At 51.3% G+C, this 19,882-nt stretch carries 19 protein-coding genes; 9 read left to right on the top strand and 10 right to left on the bottom strand.

Annotated features, from left to right (window positions below; all coding sequences use genetic code 11):
• Positions 1-140: 140 nt before the first annotated feature.
• The gene (dkgA, locus tag MUG06_RS13855) at positions 141-968 is read left to right on the top strand and encodes a 2,5-didehydrogluconate reductase DkgA (RefSeq protein WP_215845579.1); all 828 of its coding nucleotides are present in this window, start codon (positions 141-143) and stop codon (positions 966-968) included.
• Between the two features lie 353 nt (positions 969-1,321).
• Here the strand turns inward: dkgA and ftsP are convergent, their stop codons facing one another.
• The 3 genes from ftsP to parC form a co-directional block, all read right to left on the bottom strand.
• Positions 1,322-2,752 carry a cell division protein FtsP gene (gene ftsP, locus MUG06_RS13850; RefSeq protein ID WP_243078945.1) on the bottom strand — a complete coding sequence of 477 codons (1,431 nt, stop codon included), beginning with the start codon at positions 2,750-2,752 and terminating at the stop codon, positions 1,322-1,324.
• 142 nt (positions 2,753-2,894) lie between these two features.
• Complete coding sequence (locus MUG06_RS13845) at positions 2,895-3,632, bottom strand: 1-acylglycerol-3-phosphate O-acyltransferase (RefSeq protein WP_215845577.1); 738 nt, start codon at positions 3,630-3,632, stop codon at positions 2,895-2,897.
• 46 nt (positions 3,633-3,678) lie between these two features.
• Positions 3,679-5,952 carry a DNA topoisomerase IV subunit A gene (gene parC, locus MUG06_RS13840; protein WP_243078944.1) on the bottom strand — a complete coding sequence of 758 codons (2,274 nt, stop codon included), beginning with the start codon at positions 5,950-5,952 and terminating at the stop codon, positions 3,679-3,681.
• Positions 5,953-6,370: 418 nt separating this feature from the next.
• On the opposite strand from parC, the gene MUG06_RS13835 reads away from it, so the two are divergent.
• From MUG06_RS13835 to MUG06_RS13810, 6 genes are all read left to right on the top strand, one after another.
• A complete protein-coding gene (locus MUG06_RS13835) occupies positions 6,371-7,933 on the top strand; it encodes a PRD domain-containing protein (protein WP_243078943.1) in 1,563 nt (520 codons plus the stop codon).
• A gap of 14 nt (positions 7,934-7,947) precedes the next feature.
• Positions 7,948-8,418, top strand: a complete 471-nt coding sequence (locus tag MUG06_RS13830) for a fructose PTS transporter subunit IIA (RefSeq protein WP_215845575.1) — start codon at positions 7,948-7,950, stop codon at positions 8,416-8,418.
• 22 nt (positions 8,419-8,440) lie between these two features.
• Entirely contained in the window at positions 8,441-8,755 is a 315-nt protein-coding gene (locus MUG06_RS13825; RefSeq protein WP_215845574.1) for a fructose PTS transporter subunit IIB, read from the top strand.
• 11 nt (positions 8,756-8,766) lie between these two features.
• Positions 8,767-9,858: a PTS fructose transporter subunit IIC gene (locus tag MUG06_RS13820; protein ID WP_243078942.1), complete on the top strand. Its 1,092-nt coding sequence runs from the start codon at positions 8,767-8,769 to the stop codon at positions 9,856-9,858.
• 10 nt (positions 9,859-9,868) lie between these two features.
• Entirely contained in the window at positions 9,869-10,720 is an 852-nt protein-coding gene (locus MUG06_RS13815; RefSeq protein WP_243078941.1) for a class II fructose-bisphosphate aldolase, read from the top strand.
• Positions 10,721-10,807: 87 nt separating this feature from the next.
• On the top strand, positions 10,808-11,668 hold the full coding sequence (locus MUG06_RS13810) for a ketose-bisphosphate aldolase (RefSeq protein WP_215845572.1): 861 nt from the start codon (positions 10,808-10,810) through the stop codon (positions 11,666-11,668).
• Between the two features lie 48 nt (positions 11,669-11,716).
• On the opposite strand, the gene MUG06_RS13805 is transcribed toward MUG06_RS13810, so the two are convergent.
• Entirely contained in the window at positions 11,717-12,484 is a 768-nt protein-coding gene (locus tag MUG06_RS13805) for a transporter substrate-binding domain-containing protein (RefSeq protein ID WP_215845571.1), read from the bottom strand.
• 161 nt (positions 12,485-12,645) lie between these two features.
• On the opposite strand from MUG06_RS13805, the gene MUG06_RS13800 reads away from it, so the two are divergent.
• Positions 12,646-13,227: an NAD(P)H-dependent oxidoreductase gene (locus MUG06_RS13800; protein ID WP_215845570.1), complete on the top strand. Its 582-nt coding sequence runs from the start codon at positions 12,646-12,648 to the stop codon at positions 13,225-13,227.
• A gap of 41 nt (positions 13,228-13,268) precedes the next feature.
• Positions 13,269-13,577, top strand: a complete 309-nt coding sequence (locus tag MUG06_RS13795; RefSeq protein WP_215845569.1) for a putative quinol monooxygenase — start codon at positions 13,269-13,271, stop codon at positions 13,575-13,577.
• Positions 13,578-13,935: 358 nt separating this feature from the next.
• Here the strand turns inward: MUG06_RS13795 and MUG06_RS13790 are convergent, their stop codons facing one another.
• The 6 genes from MUG06_RS13790 to nudF all read right to left on the bottom strand — a co-directional run bounded on the left by MUG06_RS13790 (position 13,936) and on the right by nudF (position 19,718).
• Positions 13,936-14,835 (bottom strand): LysR substrate-binding domain-containing protein, encoded by a 900-nt coding sequence (locus MUG06_RS13790; RefSeq protein ID WP_243078940.1) that lies wholly within the window; start codon positions 14,833-14,835, stop codon positions 13,936-13,938.
• A gap of 425 nt (positions 14,836-15,260) precedes the next feature.
• On the bottom strand, positions 15,261-17,156 hold the full coding sequence (parE, locus tag MUG06_RS13785) for a DNA topoisomerase IV subunit B (RefSeq protein WP_243078939.1): 1,896 nt from the start codon (positions 17,154-17,156) through the stop codon (positions 15,261-15,263).
• Positions 17,157-17,204: 48 nt separating this feature from the next.
• On the bottom strand, positions 17,205-17,786 hold the full coding sequence (gene yqiA / locus MUG06_RS13780; RefSeq protein ID WP_215845567.1) for an esterase YqiA: 582 nt from the start codon (positions 17,784-17,786) through the stop codon (positions 17,205-17,207).
• 3 nt (positions 17,787-17,789) lie between these two features.
• Positions 17,790-18,617, bottom strand: coding sequence for a 3',5'-cyclic-AMP phosphodiesterase (gene cpdA / locus MUG06_RS13775; RefSeq protein WP_215845566.1), 828 nt, complete (start codon positions 18,615-18,617; stop codon positions 17,790-17,792).
• Positions 18,618-18,660: 43 nt separating this feature from the next.
• Complete coding sequence (locus MUG06_RS13770; protein WP_215845565.1) at positions 18,661-19,086, bottom strand: DUF1249 family protein; 426 nt, start codon at positions 19,084-19,086, stop codon at positions 18,661-18,663.
• Positions 19,083-19,718, bottom strand: coding sequence for an ADP-ribose diphosphatase (nudF, locus tag MUG06_RS13765; RefSeq protein WP_243078938.1), 636 nt, complete (start codon positions 19,716-19,718; stop codon positions 19,083-19,085). The genes MUG06_RS13770 and nudF overlap by 4 nt, the downstream gene beginning before the upstream one ends.
• Between the last annotated feature and the right edge of the window lie 164 nt (positions 19,719-19,882).

Here is a 19,882-nt window from a genome sequence, read left to right as displayed (position 1 = left end):
GAGAATCAGGCAAGAAGCTAACAGGATCAGGCAGTGCAAAAGCGCCGTTTGCCTACCATGCTGAAAAGCAGCCTCAAAATTGTTGGCTAGACTTAAACACATTGAAAGTCACAGGTTAACTGCAACATAAAGGAGCAAGTATGGCAGACCAACCCATTATCAAACTGCACGATGGCAACATGATGCCGCAACTGGGACTTGGCGTGTGGCAGGCGAGCATTGAAGATGCGCGCAAAGCGGTGCTGAAAGCGCTGGACGTCGGCTATCGTTCCATCGATACCGCCGCGGCTTACAAAAATGAGGAAGCGATCGGGCAGGCCTTGCAGGAAACTGACGTGGCGCGCGAAGATATTTTTGTTACGACCAAACTGTGGAATGACGATCAACAGAACGTGCAACAAGCCCTGGAAACCAGTCTGGAAAAACTCAAACTAGACAAGGTTGATCTCTATTTGATGCACTGGCCGTGCCCAGAAAAAGATCATTATGTTGATGCCTGGAAAAAGATGATCGAACTACAGCAACAAGGCCTGGCCAAAAGCATCGGCGTCTGTAATTTCCATGAAGCACATTTAAAACGTCTATTGGATGAAACCGGTGTGACGCCAGTGGTGAATCAGATTGAGCTGCATCCTATGCTGCAACAGCGCACGCTGCATGCCTGGAATGCAATGCATCAGATTCAGACTGAATCCTGGAGTCCGCTGGCGCAGGGCGGTGAAGGCGTATTTGATCAGGCGATTATTAAAGAGCTGGCGAAAAAGTACGGTAAAACAGCCGCCCAGATTGTGATTCGCTGGCATCTCGACAGCGGTTTGGTGGTGATTCCGAAATCCGTCACACCAGAGCGCATTGAGGAAAACTTCAAGGTGTTTGATTTCCGTCTGGATAAACATGAAGTGAGTGAGATTGCCAAACTGGACAGCGGCAACCGTTTGGGGCCGAATCCTGAGACCTTTAACGGCTGATTGAGTGCGAGGTCGTTTGCCCCCCACCTCAATCCTCTTAAGTGCGGGGTCGTTTGTCCCCCACCTCGGTCCTCCCCCATACATGGGGGAGGAAGATGCTGCCCTATGCGAGTATTGAAGCTGCATGTGGCAGCGTCTCCTTCCCCCGCTTCACGGGGGAAGGCCGGGATGGGGGACAGCGCGCAGATGAGGTTGTTTGTCCCCCACCTCGGTCCTCCCCCATACATGGGGGAGGAAGATGCTGCCCTATGCGAGTATTGAAGCTGCATGTGGCAGCGTCTCCTTCTCCCGCTTCGCGGGGGAAGGCCGGGATGGGGGACAGCGCGCTCAGAACTCAGCGCGTACCTTCACCATCAATTCGTTGGGTTCACCACCAACTGCCCCGCTGTACCGCGATCGGCTAACTCCAGCGTTTGGCTGTAGTAAACAAAAGGGAAATGATCGGACGAACTTTGCGGGAAACTCACTAACAACTCCACATCACCATCCACCCAAACCGTATCTTTCCAGCCGCGATCCTCGCCCATCGGTTGCGCACCGTTCACACTTTTAATCAGGAACATCACACCCTGAATATGCAGTGCCTGTGGACGATCGGCTCGCACGATCCAGCGCTCAAACGAGCCTTGCTGTGTCGTGGTGTCAATGCGATTCATATCCCACATAGCGCCATTAATACCCGGCATGCTGTCGCCGAGGCGGAATTCACGCGTACGTGATGCAACGCCATCAAGGATCTGATCCGGCAGTAACCGCATCGGTAACGTGTCTGTCACCAGCGGCAGTAAGCCGGTTGGACGCAGCGTCAAAATCAGCGTTGAGGTCAAAATGGATGAAGGCTCAAAGAAGCCGCGCAGACGATCCATGATGCTTGCTGCTGTACCGGCGGTAATGGAGACTTCATCGCCCTGCGACATATCCACCAGCACTTCTCGGCGTTCGCCTGGTGCCAGGGTTAGCCGCTGCACGGCAACCGGCGCGGGCAAAAAACCTTGATCGCTAGCGATCACGGTAAAGGGACGATTGTCGCTCAGGCTCATTTCATAGCGACGGGCATTCGAGGCGTTCAGCAAGCGTAAACGCACCCAGCCGCGTGACACTTCAACAAACGGATTGCGCACACCATTAACCAACAGCGTATCGCCAAGAAAACCGCCATCTTGCGGCGGGTCATACACCGGCGTAGCAAAGTTATCGAGCCGCTTGTCTTGAATGATGATAGGGAAATCGTCGACACCATAATGGTTTGGTAACGGTAACTGCTTGCTGACGTCATCTTCAATCAACCACATTCCCGCCAGGCCGTTATAGATGTGCGGTGCCATACGGTTTGGCGTATTGGCGTGATACCAGCACGTTGATGCGCCCTGACGAATCGGCAATACCGGTGCCCAGTCAGCACCCGCCGACATCATGCGCGGTGCGCCGCCCATCAGCGCCCCCGGCAAGAGCAAGCCGCTAACGGTCATTGAAACCGGTTCATTAAGACGGTTGCTGTAGATGAGTTTGACATCATCACCGCTGTAGACGCGCACTGTCGGCCCAAGATACATGCCGTTCAGGCCCCACACCGGGACTTTATTATTGTCGCCGCTAAATGACCAATGGCTGCGCTGTAAAGTCAGAAACAGCGGTTGGCCGCGACGTGATTCAATCAACGGCGGAATCGGAAGCGGCGTTTCACCACTGGGATTTGAGGCGGCACGAGCCGCATGAGGTATGGCACTGGCGCTAAGCGCCACTCCAGCAGAAAGCTGGATGAACTGACGTCTGCTGAAAGACATAAAACTTCTGACCTTTTACGCGTGGCGTTCAAACGCCAACCCTGTTTTTATTGCTGTATTTGCTGTGCTGCGTTTACGGCAGCGACAAAAGAGTCCGCTGCCGTAGGCATCCCTGCAGGATAGTCGGCGATGAACTCGCCGGTCAGATTTTACCGTTTTTTTCGCGTTCTTCGACTTCGGCGTTAAGCTCTTCCAGCTTCGCCGCCATCAATTCACGACAATGCGTAGCCAGTTTACGTACCGATGTGGCCTCAAACTGCTTTATATCCACCGGCTCCAGCATTTCAACGATCACTAAACCGTTTTTCAGGCGGTTTAGGTTAATCTTTCCATGCGTGTTAGACACCACAATCGGGATGATTGGCACACCCGCTGCAACGGCGGCATGAAATGCGCCCGTTTTAAACGGCAGCAGGCCGCGTCCACGGCTGCGGGTTCCTTCCGGGAACATCCAGAACGAGATACGCTTTTTGTTGAACTGATCCACTAGCTCACCGATGGTGCCATGCGCTTTAGAGCGATTATCACGATCGATCAGCAAGTTACCGGCCAACCAGTAGAGCAGTCCAAAAAACGGCACCCACAACAGCGTCTTTTTACCGACCGTCACCGTGGTAGGCTGCACGATTTTAGCGGCAGTGATCATGTCGTAGTTGTTCTGGTGGTTCGCGATGTAAATCGCATTACCGTACTTATCCGCGCCCGGCGGCCTTCTTAACTCTACCTTAACGCCAAACACTGTCGACAATTTGCCGAACAGATGACCAAAAGTGGCGACATGGCGTGGATTGCGCGGTGAAAACAGACACCAGATACAGCCAAACACGCACACCAGGATTGAATAAATCACCACGATAATCGTACGCAGTATTAGTAACATAGCTTCCTCATTGTCCCGAGGCTGACGCGAATGTCAGCCCGGTTGCTTACTCTTCGCTATCCGTATTTCCTGGACGCGCTGGGGCATCCAGCTCCACACGATCAATTTTTTGCAGGCCGCGTGGCAGTAAGGTGCCGCGACGACCGCGATCGGCGCGGAATTTTTGTAACTCTTCACTGCGCAGCAATAACTTACGTTTACCTACGTGCAGCGTGATATTGCTACCTGGCGGCAGAATCATCAGCCACGCCAGCTTGTCTGTACCCGCTGCCGCTTCTGCAGACGGAATAGAGATAATCTTGTTGCCCTTGCCTTTCGACATTTGCGGCAGCTCACCGACCGGGAACATCAGCATCCGTCCAGCTTGGGTGATCGCCAGCAGCATGTCATCTTCATGATGAACCGCCATGGGTGTCATGACGCGCGCATTGTCCGGCAGCGTCAGCAACGCTTTACCGGCGCGGTTACGCGACACCAGATCGTTAAACGTACAAATGAAACCGTAGCCCGCATCTGACGCCATCAACAGCCGTTGGTCGTCAGGCTCCATCAACACTTGTTCAACTACCGCGCCCGGCGGCGGCGTCAGCTTGCCCGTTAACGGCTCGCCCTGCCCGCGTGCGGAAGGTAATGAAGTGGGATCCAGCGTATAGCTGCGCCCCGTGGAATCGATGAATGCCACCGGCTGATTACTCTTGCCGCGTGCCGCAGCCAGATAACTGTCGCCAGCTTTGTAGCTCAAACCGCTGGGATCAATATCATGACCTTTGGCGCTGCGCACCCAGCCCATTTGCGACAACACAATAGTGACCGGTTCTGACGGAACCAGTTCCGTTTCACTCAGGGCTTTCGCTTCTTCACGTTCACGCAGCGGAGAACGGCGATCATCGCCGTAGCTGGCGCTGTCGGCCTGCAACTCTTTCTTCAGCAGCGTGTTCATTTTGCGTTCGGAAGCCAAAATCGCCTGCAGCTGATCACGCTCTTTTTCCAGTTCGCTCTGCTCGCCACGAATCTTCATCTCTTCCAACTTCGCCAAATGGCGCAGTTTCAGTTCGAGGATCGCTTCAGACTGGGTTTCGCTGATATCAAAGCGCGACATCAATATCTGTTTTGGTTCGTCCTCGGTACGGATGATATGAATCACTTCATCAATATTGAGAAACGCCACCAGCAAGCCATCAAGGATATGCAAACGACGCAGCACGCGCTCTAACCGGTAATTCAGGCGACGACGCACGGTATCGCGACGGTACACCAGCCATTCGGACAGGATCTCCAGCAGGTTTTTCACCGCTGGACGGTTATCCAGGCCGATCATATTCAGGTTTACGCGATAGCTTTTTTCCAGATCGGTGGTGGCGAACAGATGGTTCATTACCTGATCGAGATCGACGCGATTGGATCGCGGCACGATCACTAAGCGCGTTGGGTTCTCATGGTTGGATTCATCACGTAAATCCTCCACCATCGGCAGCTTTTTATTGCGCATCTGGTTAGCAATCTGCTCCAGCACGCGCGCACCCGAAACCTGATGCGGTAAAGCGCTGATCACCACTTCGCCATCTTCTTTCTTATAGACAGCGCGCTGACGAATAGAGCCACGACCATTCTGGTAGATTTTACGGATCTCGTCGCGCGGCGTAATGATTTCCGCTTCATTCGGGAAATCAGGTCCCTGAACGATATCCAGCAGATCATCCAGCGTGGTTTTAGGATTATCGATCAGCGCGATCACCGCCTGTGCCACTTCACGTAAGTTGTGCGGTGGAATGTCGGTCGCCATCCCCACGGCAATACCGGTGGTGCCGTTTAGCAGGATATTGGGCAGACGCGCCGGCAACATTTTCGGCTCTTGCATCGTGCCGTCAAAGTTGGGGATGTAATCAACCGTGCCCTGGCCTAATTCGCCCAACAGCACTTCGGCATATTTTGACAGGCGAGATTCGGTGTAACGCATTGCTGCGAACGATTTCGGATCGTCCGGTGCGCCCCAGTTTCCCTGACCATCAACCAGCGGATAGCGGTAGGAAAACGGCTGCGCCATTAACACCATCGCTTCATAACAGGCGCTGTCGCCGTGCGGATGGTATTTACCCAATACATCACCCACGGTACGGGCAGATTTTTTAAATTTTGCGCTGTTGTTTAGCCCCAGTTCCGACATGGCGTAAACAATGCGGCGCTGAACCGGCTTCAAACCGTCGCCAATATAAGGCAAGGCGCGGTCCATGATCACGTACATGGAATAGTTTAAGTACGCATTCTCAGTAAATGTGTGCAAGGCAAGACGCTCTGCACCATCCTGCGTCAATTCACTCATTATGCTTTCATCCTCACATCGTGGCCCACAACAGCGGGACACCCGACGGTTGTTTGGCGAGGATAGTACCTTATTCGCCTGATTTAGTCACAGGGGAAGCGTGGCACGGCAGGCTGAGAATTAATCCTTTTTTTTATGTGACCCAGCGCGTAAATAAAAAACAGAATGAGATAACGCTCACAAAATAATAGTGATAATTAATTGTGATCGCGTTCGCAATTAAAAAATCACCAAGCCTTATCGTATTAACGCTGTCCCGTAACTGGACAAGATTTAGTATTGTCGTTATTTCCGACCCCACCTAAATTTATCTCCATGCCTTACGACCTGATTTTTATTGCACGCTTGTCTCTTGATTTAATTAACTCCGCTAAAGCAGCGAAAAGAAATATACGCAGCTTTAAAGATAAGGTGACTCATGCAAAATTTGACGTCAAGACAACATCGCCTGCTGAAATTACTGCTGCAAAACAGCGCCCCGCTTACTTTGCCGCTGCTGGCGCAGCAGTTAGAAGTCTCAGAGAAAAGTATCTACCGTGACTTACAAAGTATTGAGCTATGGCTGGTCGACTGGCACATCGCAATAGAAAAATTGCCGGGCCGTGGATTGCGTTTACAGATTGGTGACATGCAGCAAAGAGCACAGCTGGAACAGCATTTGACCAGCGAAGAACATTGGTCAGAAGGGTTTAGTCATAATGCACGTCGCGTGAAGATTGCTTCACAACTGCTGAGTGAATCACCGCGAGAAACCTCAATCAGCAAGCTTTCAGAGCGCTACTTCATTAGCCATGCGTCAATAGTGAATGATTTAAGAGTGATTGAAGAGTGGCTGCAACCGCTGGGATTGCTGCTGGTGCGCAGCCAGAGCGGCACACACGTTGAGGGCAGCGAGCAGGCGCTGCGTCAGGCGATCGTTTCGCTGATCAATGACGTTATGCAGCATCATACGGCCAGCAACTCAATGGAACCACGCCTCGATCCGGGCAGCTATCAGGCGCTGATTCACTATTTCGGTGAACAGGATGTCGCCTTCGTGCAGGCTTTGCTGCAGCAGATGGAGCAGCAGTTGAGTTATCCGCTCAGCGATGCCTACTACATTAATCTCTGCACCCATATTTTGATCATGATGCATCGTATGGCGCAGGGAAACGCGTTGTCGCTGCCGTCGGCACTCAGTTCACCGGAACTGGATAGTCGCATTTTACTTATTGCTCGCCAGATGGTGACGCGCATTGAGCAACGTATTCAAGCACCCTTGCCCGTCGATGAAGTCGGTTTTATTTATCAGTATATCGTTTCGTCTGGCATTGTCATGGAAGAGCGTGGCAATGAAATGGCCGCGCAATATCAATTCGCCAGTGAAGAGTCGTTAAAAATAACCCATGAATTAATCCGCTGCTTCTCAGAATTAATTCAACGTGACGTGTCCCAGGACCGCTTATTATTTGAAGGGTTACTTATTCATATTAAGCCACTCATCAATCGACTTAAATATCACATTAATATCCGTAACCCTTTACTCGATGACATTAAAAATGAGTTAAGCGAGATATTTTCGTTGACGCAACTCGCCATGCGTCTGACGGCAAAGCACTTCCAGCTCTCAACCGTGGCGGATGATGAAGTGGGTTATCTCTGCGTACATTTCCAGGCCGCACTGGAGCGGCAAATTGCCCATAAACGCATTTTGGTGGTCTGCTCCAGCGGCGTAGGCACTTCGCATCTGTTGAAAAGCCGCATTCTGCGCGCTTTCCCGGATTGGATCATCGTCGGCGTGGTCTCTGCCAACAATCTGAGCCGCTTTTGCCAGCAGGAAACGGTGGATTTAGTGATCACCACGATTCATCTCGATAGCACTGATTTACCGATGGTTTACGTTACCGCCTTTTTTAATGACGACGACATTCGGCGCGTGACGGAAGCGATGATTGGCAGCCAGCTGCCGCACACGGCGCATTGCGCTATGGCAATTAATTGAATGAGGTTTGACTGATGGATATTTCCCGCATTCTTAACCCGCGCCGCGTAAACCTGGCACTGCACGCTACCAGCAAGGAAGAGGTAATAAATGAATTAACCGAACTGCTTTATCAGGACGGCGCCATCAGCGACAAACAGGCATTTATAGAGGATGTCTGGCTACGCGAGGCGGAAGGCTCTACCGGCTTTGAAAATCATGTTGCTATTCCGCACGGGAAATCCTCTGCGGTGCTGCAAACCACGCTGGCGATTGGCCGTACGCAACATGACATTCCGTGGGAAACGCTGGATGACAGTGCGGTGCGCTGCATCATTCTGTTTGCGGTACGGCTCGAAGATCAGAACACCACCCATATTCGCCTGTTGTCACAAGTGGCCAGCGCGCTGGCCGATGATGAGGTGATTGCCCAACTGCTGGCAGAAAACGATCCCAGCAAAATCATCCGGCTGTTTAGTCAGTACGCCGAAACCGATCTCTGTTAATCCTACAATCCCGAGGTAAAACATGAATATCGTCTGTGTTGCCGCCTGCACGGCGGGCATCGCGCATACCTATATTGCGCGTGAAAAACTGATTAAAGGCGCACACGCGCTGGGTCATACCATCCAGGTTGAAACGCAAGGCACCATCGGTACTGAAAATGCCTTGAGCCATGAAGCTATTGCGGCGGCGGATGTAGTGATTCTGGCGGTTGATGTGAAAATCAGCGGTGAAGATCGCTTTCGCGGCAAACCGATCGTGAGAGTGAAAACCGAAGTGGTGATTAAGTCGCCGGTTAAATTCCTCGAGAAAGTGGCGGATTCACTGGCGCGTGCGTGAGGAGATCCAGCATGAACACTATCAAACGGCAATATGGTCAAGAGATCAAAGGGCATCTTCTCACTGGGATTTCATGGATGATCCCGCTGATCGTCGCTGCCGGGATCTGTATCGCGCTAGGTCAGGTGATCGGGGGGCCCGACGTCGGTAAACAGACCGGCAGTATCGCCTGGATGCTTAACCAGATCGGCGGATGGGGAATGGGATTGATCGTGCCGTTGATCAGCGCGGCGATCGCGTATTCGATTGCTGATCGACCCGGTTTTGCACCCGGCCTGATCGTCGGTTTCATCTGCGGGCAGATCGGCACCGGTTTTATCGGCGGCATTCTCGGCGGTTTTCTGGTGGGCTACACCGTGCTGCTACTGCGCCGCAGCATCAAACTGCCGCAGTCGATGCAGGGATTGATGCCCGTCATGATATTGCCGGTGCTCAGCACGGTTATCGCTGGACTGCTGATGATGACGTTTGTGGGCCAGCCGATTGTCTGGCTACAAAAGACCTTGATTGCGCTGCTGGAGTCGATGCAGGGCGGCTCGAAGTTTGTGATGGGTGCCATCCTGGGCGCAATGGCGACCTTTGACTTCGGCGGGCCAATCAACAAAACCATGTCATTGTTCGCCGATGGCATGTTAGTTGACGGTATTTATGGCCCTGAAGCGGTGAAATTTGTCGGTTCGATTATTCCCCCGTTTGGCATCACCCTCTCTTACTTGCTAACGCGTCACAAATATACACAGGCAGAAAAAGAGGCGCTAAAAGCAGCCTTTCCGATGGGTATCTGCATGATCACCGAAGGTGTGATTCCGATTGCTGCCCGCGACTTGTTCCGTGTGGTTGGTAGTTGCGTGGTGGCCTCTTCCATTGCTGGCGGATTGATCATGGTTTGGGGCGTGGAAGCGCCAGTGCCGCACGGTGGCATGTTCGTGGTGCCGCTGTTTACCAAACCTTGGCTGTTTTGTCTGGCGCTCGGTATCGGCACGGCAATATGCGGCGTGATGCTTTCTCTGCTGAAAAAAACGGTTACCCAAGCGGATGAAGAGTTTGACGACGTAGAAGACCACAGTGTTCGCGACGATGACATCAAATTCACGCTGGAATAAGGAGCCATTTATGTATGCAGCAATGAACGACCTGATTGCTCAGGCAGCACGCGGCAAGTATGCGGTGCTGGCTATCAACTGCTTCAATCTGGAAACCGCCCGCGCAGCTATTCAGGCTGCCGAGCAGCAGCGTGCGCCGCTGATCCTCAACGTTTATCAGGGGCACAGCGCACACTTTCCGCCCGCCATTGCCGTGCCGCTGGTGCGAGCGCTGGCTGAAGCGGCCAACGTCCCGATTGCGCTGGCACTCGATCATGGCAAAGCTTTTGCGTTGATTGGGCAAGCCTTTCGCGCAGGTTTTACCGGCCTGATGATTGATGCTTCATCAGAGCCGCTAACGGAGAATATTCGGCAGACCGCGCAAGTGGTGAACATGGCGCATACCGCAGGCGTGTGCGTTGAAGGCGAGCTGGGGCATATCGCCGATGCGCCTACCTATGAACGGGCGGATGCGGCGGTGAAAATGACGCAGGTGAAAGATGTGCTGCCCTTTATTGAGCAGACCCAGATCGATCTGCTGGCAGTTTCGGTGGGCACAGCGCACGGCCTTTATCCGGCTGGCGTTAAACCGCAAATCGACTTTCAGCGCTTGAGCGAGATACACGCGGCTTCATCCGTTCCACTCGCGCTACATGGCGGCAGCGGTACGCCCGCCGGTGATATTCGCCGCGTCAGTCAGCATGGCGTGGTCAAAATCAATGTCGGTGCTGCGGTGTTTGATGCCGGAAAACAGGCATTGCAGCAAGCGCTGAAACAACATCCCGATGCTGAACTGACGGATTTACAAGGATTAATGGAATCCGCCTGCCGTGAAGTGGTTATTGAATATTTGAGCTGGTCAGGCGCTGCTAACCAAGCCTGATAATCCTTTTTAGATCACCGCAAAAAAGTCTGTGACCACACAGGCGCGGGAACCCTTTGTCGTAAAACAAGCTGAGGAATAGTTAACATGTTGATTTCAATGAAAGAGATGTTAAGCCCTACTCGCCAACACCGTTTCGCCATTGGCGCGTTTAACGTGGCGGATAGCTGTTTTATTCGTGCAGTGGTAGAAGAAGCAGAAGCAACGCAAACCCCGGCCATTATTTCGATCCATCCCAGCGAACTGGAGTTTGTCACCGATGCGTTCTTTGGCTACGTCCGCGAGCGTACGCTGAAAAGCAAAGTGCCATTTACTCTGCACCTTGATCATGGCGCTTCGGTAGCGCAGGTGTTGCGTGCAATTCAGTGCGGCTTCACCTCGGTAATGATCGATGGTTCGCTGCTGCCTTATGAAGAGAACGTGGCATTGACCAAAGAAGTCGTGAAACTGGCGCATGCAGTAGGCGTTTCAGTAGAGGGCGAGTTGGGCACCATCGGCGATACGGGAACCTCGGTTGAAGGCGGCGTCAGTAAAGTCATCTACACCGATCCCGCTCAGGCCGAAGATTATGTTCAGCGTACCGGCGTTGATACTTTAGCGGTGGCGATTGGCACCGCACACGGCATCTATCCAAAAGATATGAAGCCAGAATTGCAGATGCATATTTTGCGAGAGATCTCACAGCGCGTCGATATTCCGCTGGTGCTGCATGGCGGATCAGCTAATCCCGATGCCGAAGTAGCGGAGGCTGTGACGTTAGGTGTCGGAAAAATCAATATTTCCAGCGATATGAAGTTCGCTTACTTCCAGAAAGTCCGTGAAGTGTTAACGCGTGAAACCTGGTGGGACCCGAATGTTATCTATCCAGAAGCGATTGATGCAGCCAAAGCGGTCATTCGCTACAAGATGAACCTGTTTGGTGGTTTGGGTAAAGCCAACCTTTATTAAAGGCAATAAAAGGCCGGGACGATCCCGGCCTGTTCCGTTAACACGTTTTTACTGACTAACACCCATCCATTGTTCTGCAACGCGCGCATATTCACCGGTTGCCGTACTCAGATGCAGCCATTGATCGACATACTGCTTCCAGCTGATGTCATCACGCGGAATCATGTAAGCCTTCTCGCCATATTGCAGCGGTTTATCCGCATTCAACGCACAAAGTTGCGGAAAGCGCTTCTGTTGATAAAGCGCTTCTGAGGCATCGGTGATCATCACATCCGCTTTGTTATCCACCAACTGCTGGAAAATGGTGACGTTATCGTGGAACAACGTCAGCGAAGCCTGTGGTAAATGACTATGGACAAAGGCTTCGTTTGTGCCGCCCGCCGGTTCAATCAAACGGACGCTGGGCTTATTTAGCTGCTCAACGGTTTGATATTTTTCTTTATCCGTACAGCGCACCAGCGGAATTTTTCCGTCTACTCCCAGCGGCTGAGCGAACCACGCCGTTTGCTGACGTTTTAATGTCACCGACACGCCACCGAGCGCGATGTCGCAGTGCTTCGCGAGGAAATCCTGCATCAGGGTTTTCCATGTGGTGGGCACCCATTCGACTTTTGCGCCAAGTGAAGCCGCCAGCGACTGCGCCATGCTGATGTCCAGCCCTTCATAATTGCCATCTGAACGCAGATAGCTGTAAGGCTTGTAATCGCCAGTGGTGCAGACTTTCAACGTTTTACTGCTGAGAATGTTATCGAGATGGGATTGTGCCTGCGCGGCACCAGAGGCCAGCAGCAGTACAAATAGAAAGCTTTTTTTCATGGGTTATGCGTCTTATTTGATGTTGATTCGCGCGCTGATGGTGACATAAATGCAGGGATTATTGCTGTACAGGCAAAAGTGTTGTGATCCAAATCCCATTTTTCCCGTGCCGCTTCGCGCGTAAGCTGTGGCCCATAGTCAAATAATGGAGCACACAGTTAATGAGCAAGATTTTAATTATTGATGGTGGCAAAACGTTTGCCCATTCCAAAGGCGAACTGAATCACACCCTGACCGACGTGGCTGCCAGCCAGCTGCGCGACTTAGGACATGAAGTTTCGGTCACCGTTGCGGACAGCGATTATGTGGTTGCCGACGAAGTGCAAAAATATGTAGAGAGCGACGTAGTGATTTATCAAATGCCAGGCTGGTGGATGGGCGAGCCGTGGACGGTAAAACGCTACATTGATGAAATCTTTACTGAAGGTCACGGTTCACTGTATGCCAGTGATGGTCGTTCTCGTTCAGATGCTGAAAAGAAATACGGTTCTGGCGGTCTGCTTCAGGGCAAAAAATATATGCTTTCTCTGACGTGGAATGCCCCGCTGGATGCCTTCACCGATCCAGATCAGTTCTTTGAAGGCGTGGGTGTTGATGGTCTTTATTTACACTTCCATAAAGCCAACCAGTTCCTGGGGATGGAAGCATTGCCAACCTTTATTTGTAACGACGTGATCAAACAACCGGATGTTCCGCGTGATATTGAACGTTATCGGACTCATCTCAGTCACGTTTTTGCGTAAGATAGCGTGAGGTGAAATTCACTGCAAAAGAGGAAGCGCGCATGTTAACTGTGGTTGCTGAAATTTGTATTAAGCCCGGTCGTCGACAGAGGGTGCTGGATATCATCAACAAACTGATTCCCACAGTGTTAGATGAAGAAGGTTGTCATCAATACGATGCCTTAGTGGATCATCAGGCGCAGGTGCCGTGGAAACAAAATTCCCCGGACTCCATTTTTATGCTGGAGCAGTGGGAATCGTTACGCCATCTGGAGCAGCATCAGCAAATGCCACATATGGAAACACATCGTGAGCAGATCAAAGATGATGTCATTGATGTGAAGATTTTAGTGCTGGAGCCGACGGCCTGATTTATTGGCTTTCGCTGCAAACAAAAAAGCCCTTGTCATATGACAAGGGCTTTTTTAACGTTGAAACTCAACCGTTATACATTTATTGCTGATTAGTGACTTCCTGCTGAATCAGCCGTTGTGCATCGCCGATCCCGTTTTCGAATACATCCTCTTCAACGCCCGCCACGGTAACGCTGCCTTCCGCTTGCTACCCGCCCTTTCCTTCCGGCATCCAGCGTCAGCGCTTTATCCTTTTCTACGCTATCCCTTATCGGGGTTAGTGATGTTACGTACTGAACGCACGCCATGAAGTTAGCGACCGAAAAGAGGATCTCAATAAATCTTATTGAATGGAGAGGGTTATTTTATGGCACGTTTAAAGCAGTTTTTTTGTTTCAATCTGCTCACGCAGAAAGTCTAAAAAGCAGGTAATACGCGAGAAAAGCATATTATTACGGTAATAAACGGCGTGAATGGGGAGACGTAATTCATGCGTTTCGTCTTGCAGAACTTGCACTAGCCGACCCGCCTCGCGGTCCTCCCGACTCACAAAGTCAGATAATCGCGCGATGCCTTGGCCTGCTAATGCCAAATGACGAATGGTTTCGCCGCTTGAGGCAGTGATATTGGGTTTAATGCGAAGGTATTCGCCGTCACGTTGCAATACTGGCCAGACGTTATGTGTCTCTACCTGGCTAAATCCAATTAGCTGATGCGAATCCAGATCTGTTACGTTGGCTGGCGTACCGTATTTCTGAAGGTAAGCTGGGCTAGCAACCAGCAGAATTGCGCTGCTACCCAACTTGCGAGCATGCATGGTGGAGTCGCGCAGCTCTCCAATGCGAATGGCAATATCGGTTTGCTGTTCAAGCAGATCAATCACAATATCGTTGGTATTGAGTTCCAGATTAATTAAGGGATAACGTTTACTGAACGCTTCCACTAACGGCACAATCAGGTGCAACATAAATGGCGCGGCAGCATTTATTCGAAGACGACCGGAAGGCATCCCGCTGCGATGTGCGATCTGTTCTTCCGCCTGCTCCACAGATGTCAGTATTTGTCGGGCATGCTCAAGAAAGATCTGTCCCTCTTCTGTCAGCGCCAGCCGGCGTGTTGTACGATTTAACAGCGTTGTTCGCAACTTACTCTCAAGACGGCTCAGAGCACGACTAATCCCGGAGCTGGTTTGCCCCAATTGTTCAGCCGCAGCCGTTATTGAACCGGTATCGACCACTGAAACCCAAGCGCGCAATTCTTCCAGCGTGATTTTCACTCTCTCTTCCTGTCTTTCGTGAACCACATAGGGTTTATCTTGATATTTATCCCAATACATCAGGCCAGGATTAATCGATACCTCGTTATATCGAACAATTCACTGTAGCAACGGTGGATCCGAATCGTTAATGAATATCAGACAATAATATCGTAAACGGAAAAACAGGCTGAACGTTTTATTATGCCAGGGAACAGCGCTCATCATCATCGTTTAAGTTTGATTTCTGACACGATTTAATAAAGTTTAAAATAACTGACAGGGAAGCCGAAATAGGAACTGAGTAACACTTTAAGGGTCAAGTCTGAAGACGTTACTTTGATTTTTGTTAAATGAAAAATTCACTTCACCTGTCAATAATAATGTCTGAAACTTAGCGTAGTCGGAAACAAATAATAAATCGGGACGCCGCTGCGTCCCGATTTTTACACTTCGATGTCGACCATGTCGCCTTTTTCCTGCAACCAGTTGCGCCGGTCTTCGGAACGTTTTTTAGCAAGCAGCATGTCCATAACGCGTAACGTCTGCTCAACATTATCGTCATCGATAGTTAATTGCACCAGACGGCGCGTGTTTGGATCAAGCGTGGTTTCTCGCAACTGAAGCGGATTCATCTCGCCCAAACCTTTGAAGCGCTGAACGTTGGGTTTTCCCTTTTTGCGCTTCAACTGCTCTAATACGCCCTCTTTTTCATCTTCATCCAGCGCGTAATAAACTTCTTTGCCAAGATCGATGCGATAAAGCGGCGGCATGGCGACATAAACGTGACCACCTCTTACCAGCGAGCGGAAGTGTTTAACGAACAGCGCACAGAGCAGCGTGGCGATGTGCAAGCCATCTGAATCGGCGTCGGCGAGAATACACACTTTGCCGTAACGCAGTTGGCTTAGATCTTCACTATCTGGATCAATACCAATCGCGACTGAAATGTCATGAACTTCCTGAGAAGCCAACACTTCGTCGGAAGAGACTTCCCAGGTATTCAGGATTTTACCTTTAAGCGGCATGATCGCTTGATACTCACGATCGCGTGCCTGCTTGGCCGATCCACCTGCGGAATCCCCCTCCACCAAAAACAGTTCGGTTTTATTGAGATCCTGCGCAGAGCAATCTGCCAGTTTGCCAGGCAGCGCCGGGCCGCTGGTAAGTTTTTTACGCACCACTTTTTTTGCTGCGCGCATACGACGTTGCGCACTGCTAATCGCCAGTTCAGCAAGCTGTTCTGCTGCCTGCACGTTCTGGTTGAGCCACAGGCTGAACGCATCTTTAACCACCCCTGAAACAAAGGCGGCACATTGACGCGACGACAAGCGCTCTTTGGTCTGTCCAGCAAATTGCGGATCCTGCATCTTCACCGACAAGACATAGGCGCAGCGATCCCAAATATCTTCCGCAGAAAGCTTCACGCCGCGCGGCAGAATGTTGCGGTATTCACAAAATTCACGCATTGCATCCAGCAAACCCTGGCGAAGACCGTTCACGTGCGTGCCGCCTTGCATGGTGGGGATTAAGTTGACATAGCTTTCAGTCAGCAGTTCGCCACCTTCCGGTAACCAGAGCAGCGCCCAATCAACCGCTTCAACATCACCCGCAAATGCGCCAACAAACGGCTTTTCTGGCAGCGTTGGCAAGCCATTCACAGCCTCAAGCAGATAATCGGTCAGGCCATCTTCGTAGCACCAGCGTTGTTCCGTATTGTTCAGCTTGTCTTTGAAGACAATCTCCACGCCGGGACACAACACCGCTTTAGCTTTCAACAGATGCGACAGGCGAGAAACGGAAAAGCGTGGGCTGTCAAAGAAGCTTTCATCAGGCCAGAAATGCACGCGCGTGCCGGTGTTGCGCTTACCAACGGTGCCAGAAACAGTGAGATCCTGCACCTTGTCGCCGTTCTCAAACGCCATGTCATAGATTTCACCATTACGACGAACGGTAACTTCAACGCGTTTAGATAAGGCGTTAACCACGGAAATCCCTACGCCATGTAAGCCGCCAGAGAATTGGTAGTTTTTGTTGGAGAATTTGCCGCCTGCGTGCAGACGACAAAAGATCAGCTCAACCGCAGGAATGCCTTCTTCGGGATGGATATCCACTGGCATACCGCGTCCGTCATCAATCACTTCCAGTGATTGATCGGCGTGCAGAATCACTTCAACCCGCTTGGCGTGACCTGCCAGCGCTTCATCGACGCTGTTATCAATCACTTCCTGACCCAAATGGTTAGGTCGCGTCGTGTCGGTATACATACCCGGGCGACGGCGAACAGGCTCAAGGCCAGTCAGGACCTCAATAGCATCCGCGTTATAGTTTGATTGACTCATGGTAAATGTCTGATTAGAAGGGTGAAATAGTTGCGATTTCCGCATCACTTAAGGGTGATTCAAGCCTAGAAAATCCAGAATCTGCGGGAAATGGCGTTCGAATCCGATAAAAGCATGATTACCGCCCTCTTCTACCTGATGTCGGCACGCGCTGTAATAGTCGAGCGCCTGACGGTAGTCGAGTACTTCATCGCCGGTTTGTTGTAGCAACCACAGTAAATCCGGCGCTTCCAGCGGGTCAATCTGCATGACTTTCAGATCGTAAATGTGCCGAGACTCTAACACATATTGTTGGCCGGTGTAGGGATTCTGATTGTCACCAAGGAAATCCACCAGCAGCTCAAAAGGACGCACTGCGGGGTTCACCACTACCGCTGGCAACATAAAACATTGCGACAGCCAGGTTGCGTAATAACCGCCTAATGAAGAACCCACCAGGCCGAGCGTTTCTCCGCTACGACTCAACACGATATCTTCCAGCATGGCAGCCGCCTCAGCAGGGAATGTCGGCAGTTGCGGAATGATCATGTCGATTTCAGGATGATGTGTATTAAGCCATTGTTGAAACTGGGTCGCTTTCGCCGATTGCGGTGAACTGTTGAAGCCATGGAGATAAAGCAGCGCAGCCATCCGTTAATATCCTTCTGAATCAAGATCGGGGCAAAACGCATCAGTTTGCAAACGTTCGACTTCGGTTTCTGCTTTGCCTTGTGGATGGAGCGTAAACCAGCGCCAGCCGGGTGCGACAGTATCAATGGTAAAACTGGTGCAATGCGGTTTGAATTGAACGCAGGTAGAGGGCGTAGCCAATACGCGGCGTCCGCGCCAGTCCATATCCAGTTCCTGATGAATGTGCCCACAGACCAGGGTTTGGGCCAGCGGATAGTTTTGCAATACCGCATCCAGCTGATGCGAATTGCGTAAGCTGTGTTGATCAAGCCAGGTACAACCTGAGGCCAGCGGATGATGATGCAGCAAAATCAACGTGTGACGTTCTGGATGGCGCGCCAGCGTTTTTTCAAGCCATTCCAGCTGGTAATCACTTAGCATGCCGTGTGGAACGCCGAAGACTTGACTGTCTAACAACACAAGTTGCCAATGTTCGCCCAGCAAGACATGCTTCTCGGCGTTGATCTTTGCCTCTGCCAGGGTATCAACCATGGCGGGTTGGAAGTCATGATTTCCGGGCAGCCAGACGCAGGGCTTTGGCAAACGAGCAATGCCCTCAGCGAAATGCTGATAGGCTTGAACAGAGTGATCCTGAGCGAGATCGCCGGTCGCGATAACAAGGTCATAGTCGCGTTGCTGAGCAATGATCGCATCCAATACTGCGTCAAAGCTCGCCCAAGTATTAACCCCAAGCAGCGATTCATGTTTTCCCGCGAAAAGATGGGTATCCGTGATTTGTAAAATCCTGATTTCGGACCCTTTTGCCGCAGGAAGAGTTAGCAGGCTATCCAAAGCGTTTCCTTCATCTCCACGCCATTTGATGCATTATACGCATTCAGCAAACAGGCACTGCCATTGCACCATGTGCCAGGCAATAGCGCAACCAGTCCGCGAGAAACTGATTTATCTGGTGTTTCTCATCACGCTGATGCAATTTTTTATTAGGATAATCATAACGTGCTTTAAAACGATAGATCTGCTGAGTGGAACACACTTCAGCGACCATCGCATCATGGTACAACCTTACGGACATGGAAGGCAGACTCCAGTAACTCACAGATGGCGCGACTTGGCGAATTTCAACCAAGGTGGTATAGCGCGTCGACTCTTCTATTGTCAGCTGATAACGGGCGCCACTCACCTGATAAACCACCGATGCGCCCGCCTCATCACTGCGCGGCAGCAAACGGCGCAACTGAGCGAAATTGGTTTCGCACAGCCGCATCATTTCCGGAAAGTCAGGGGTATAGCGCTGTTTCATTTTTGTGCCCACTCTTCTCTTAATTTCTCATGGTGCAACGCCAGCCATTGCAGTGCGATGACAGACGCAGCGTTATCAATTATCCCCTGTTCCACCCAGCGGTAAGCCTGTTCGCGGCTGACCACATGCACAAGAATATCCTCATTCTCTTCCTCCAGACCATGGCATCCTTGAGCCTGGCTGGCATCCACTTCTCCGACCAAAATCGACAATCTTTCGCTGGTGCCACCGGGACTGGCGAGGTAATTGAGCATCGGTTTGACTCGCCCAACCTGTAATCCCGCCTCTTCGACCGCTTCACGGCGTACCACTTGTTCAACGCTTTCACCTGGATCGATGATCCCCGCCACCATTTCCAGCAGCCAGGGCGTGGAACCCGCATCATAAGCAGGGATGCGGATCTGTTCGATCAGCACCACTTCATCACGTAAGGGATCATAAGGTAGCAGTACGGCGGCATGTCCGCGCTCAAAAACTTCACGCTGCACTTCCGCACTCATTTCGCCATTAAAACGACGATGCCGGAAGCGATAGCGCACAATCGAAAAAAAACCGTCGTAGACTGTTTCGCGTGCAATAATTTCTACATCGTTTTTTGTAAAAGTCACAGGGGATTTTTTTTCTTCCGACATCTTCTTATTCCTTATCCAGATTGGGATGGAGCGAATAAAAGCCAACCTTTATGCTTTATCCGAGTGGTTGTTTCTGAATTATTTACGTAAATTAGGCGTAGAAGGCACGTTCAGCCAACTTATCACACAGTTGCACTCTGCTAGAATCGGCGATAATTTTTTGG

The organism is Pantoea sp. MQR6, from assembly GCF_022761075.1.
Classification (GTDB): Bacteria; Pseudomonadota; Gammaproteobacteria; order Enterobacterales; family Enterobacteriaceae; genus Pantoea; species Pantoea phytostimulans.
Note: the sequence above shows the minus strand (reverse complement) of the source record. Positions and strands in the feature narration are given on the sequence as shown.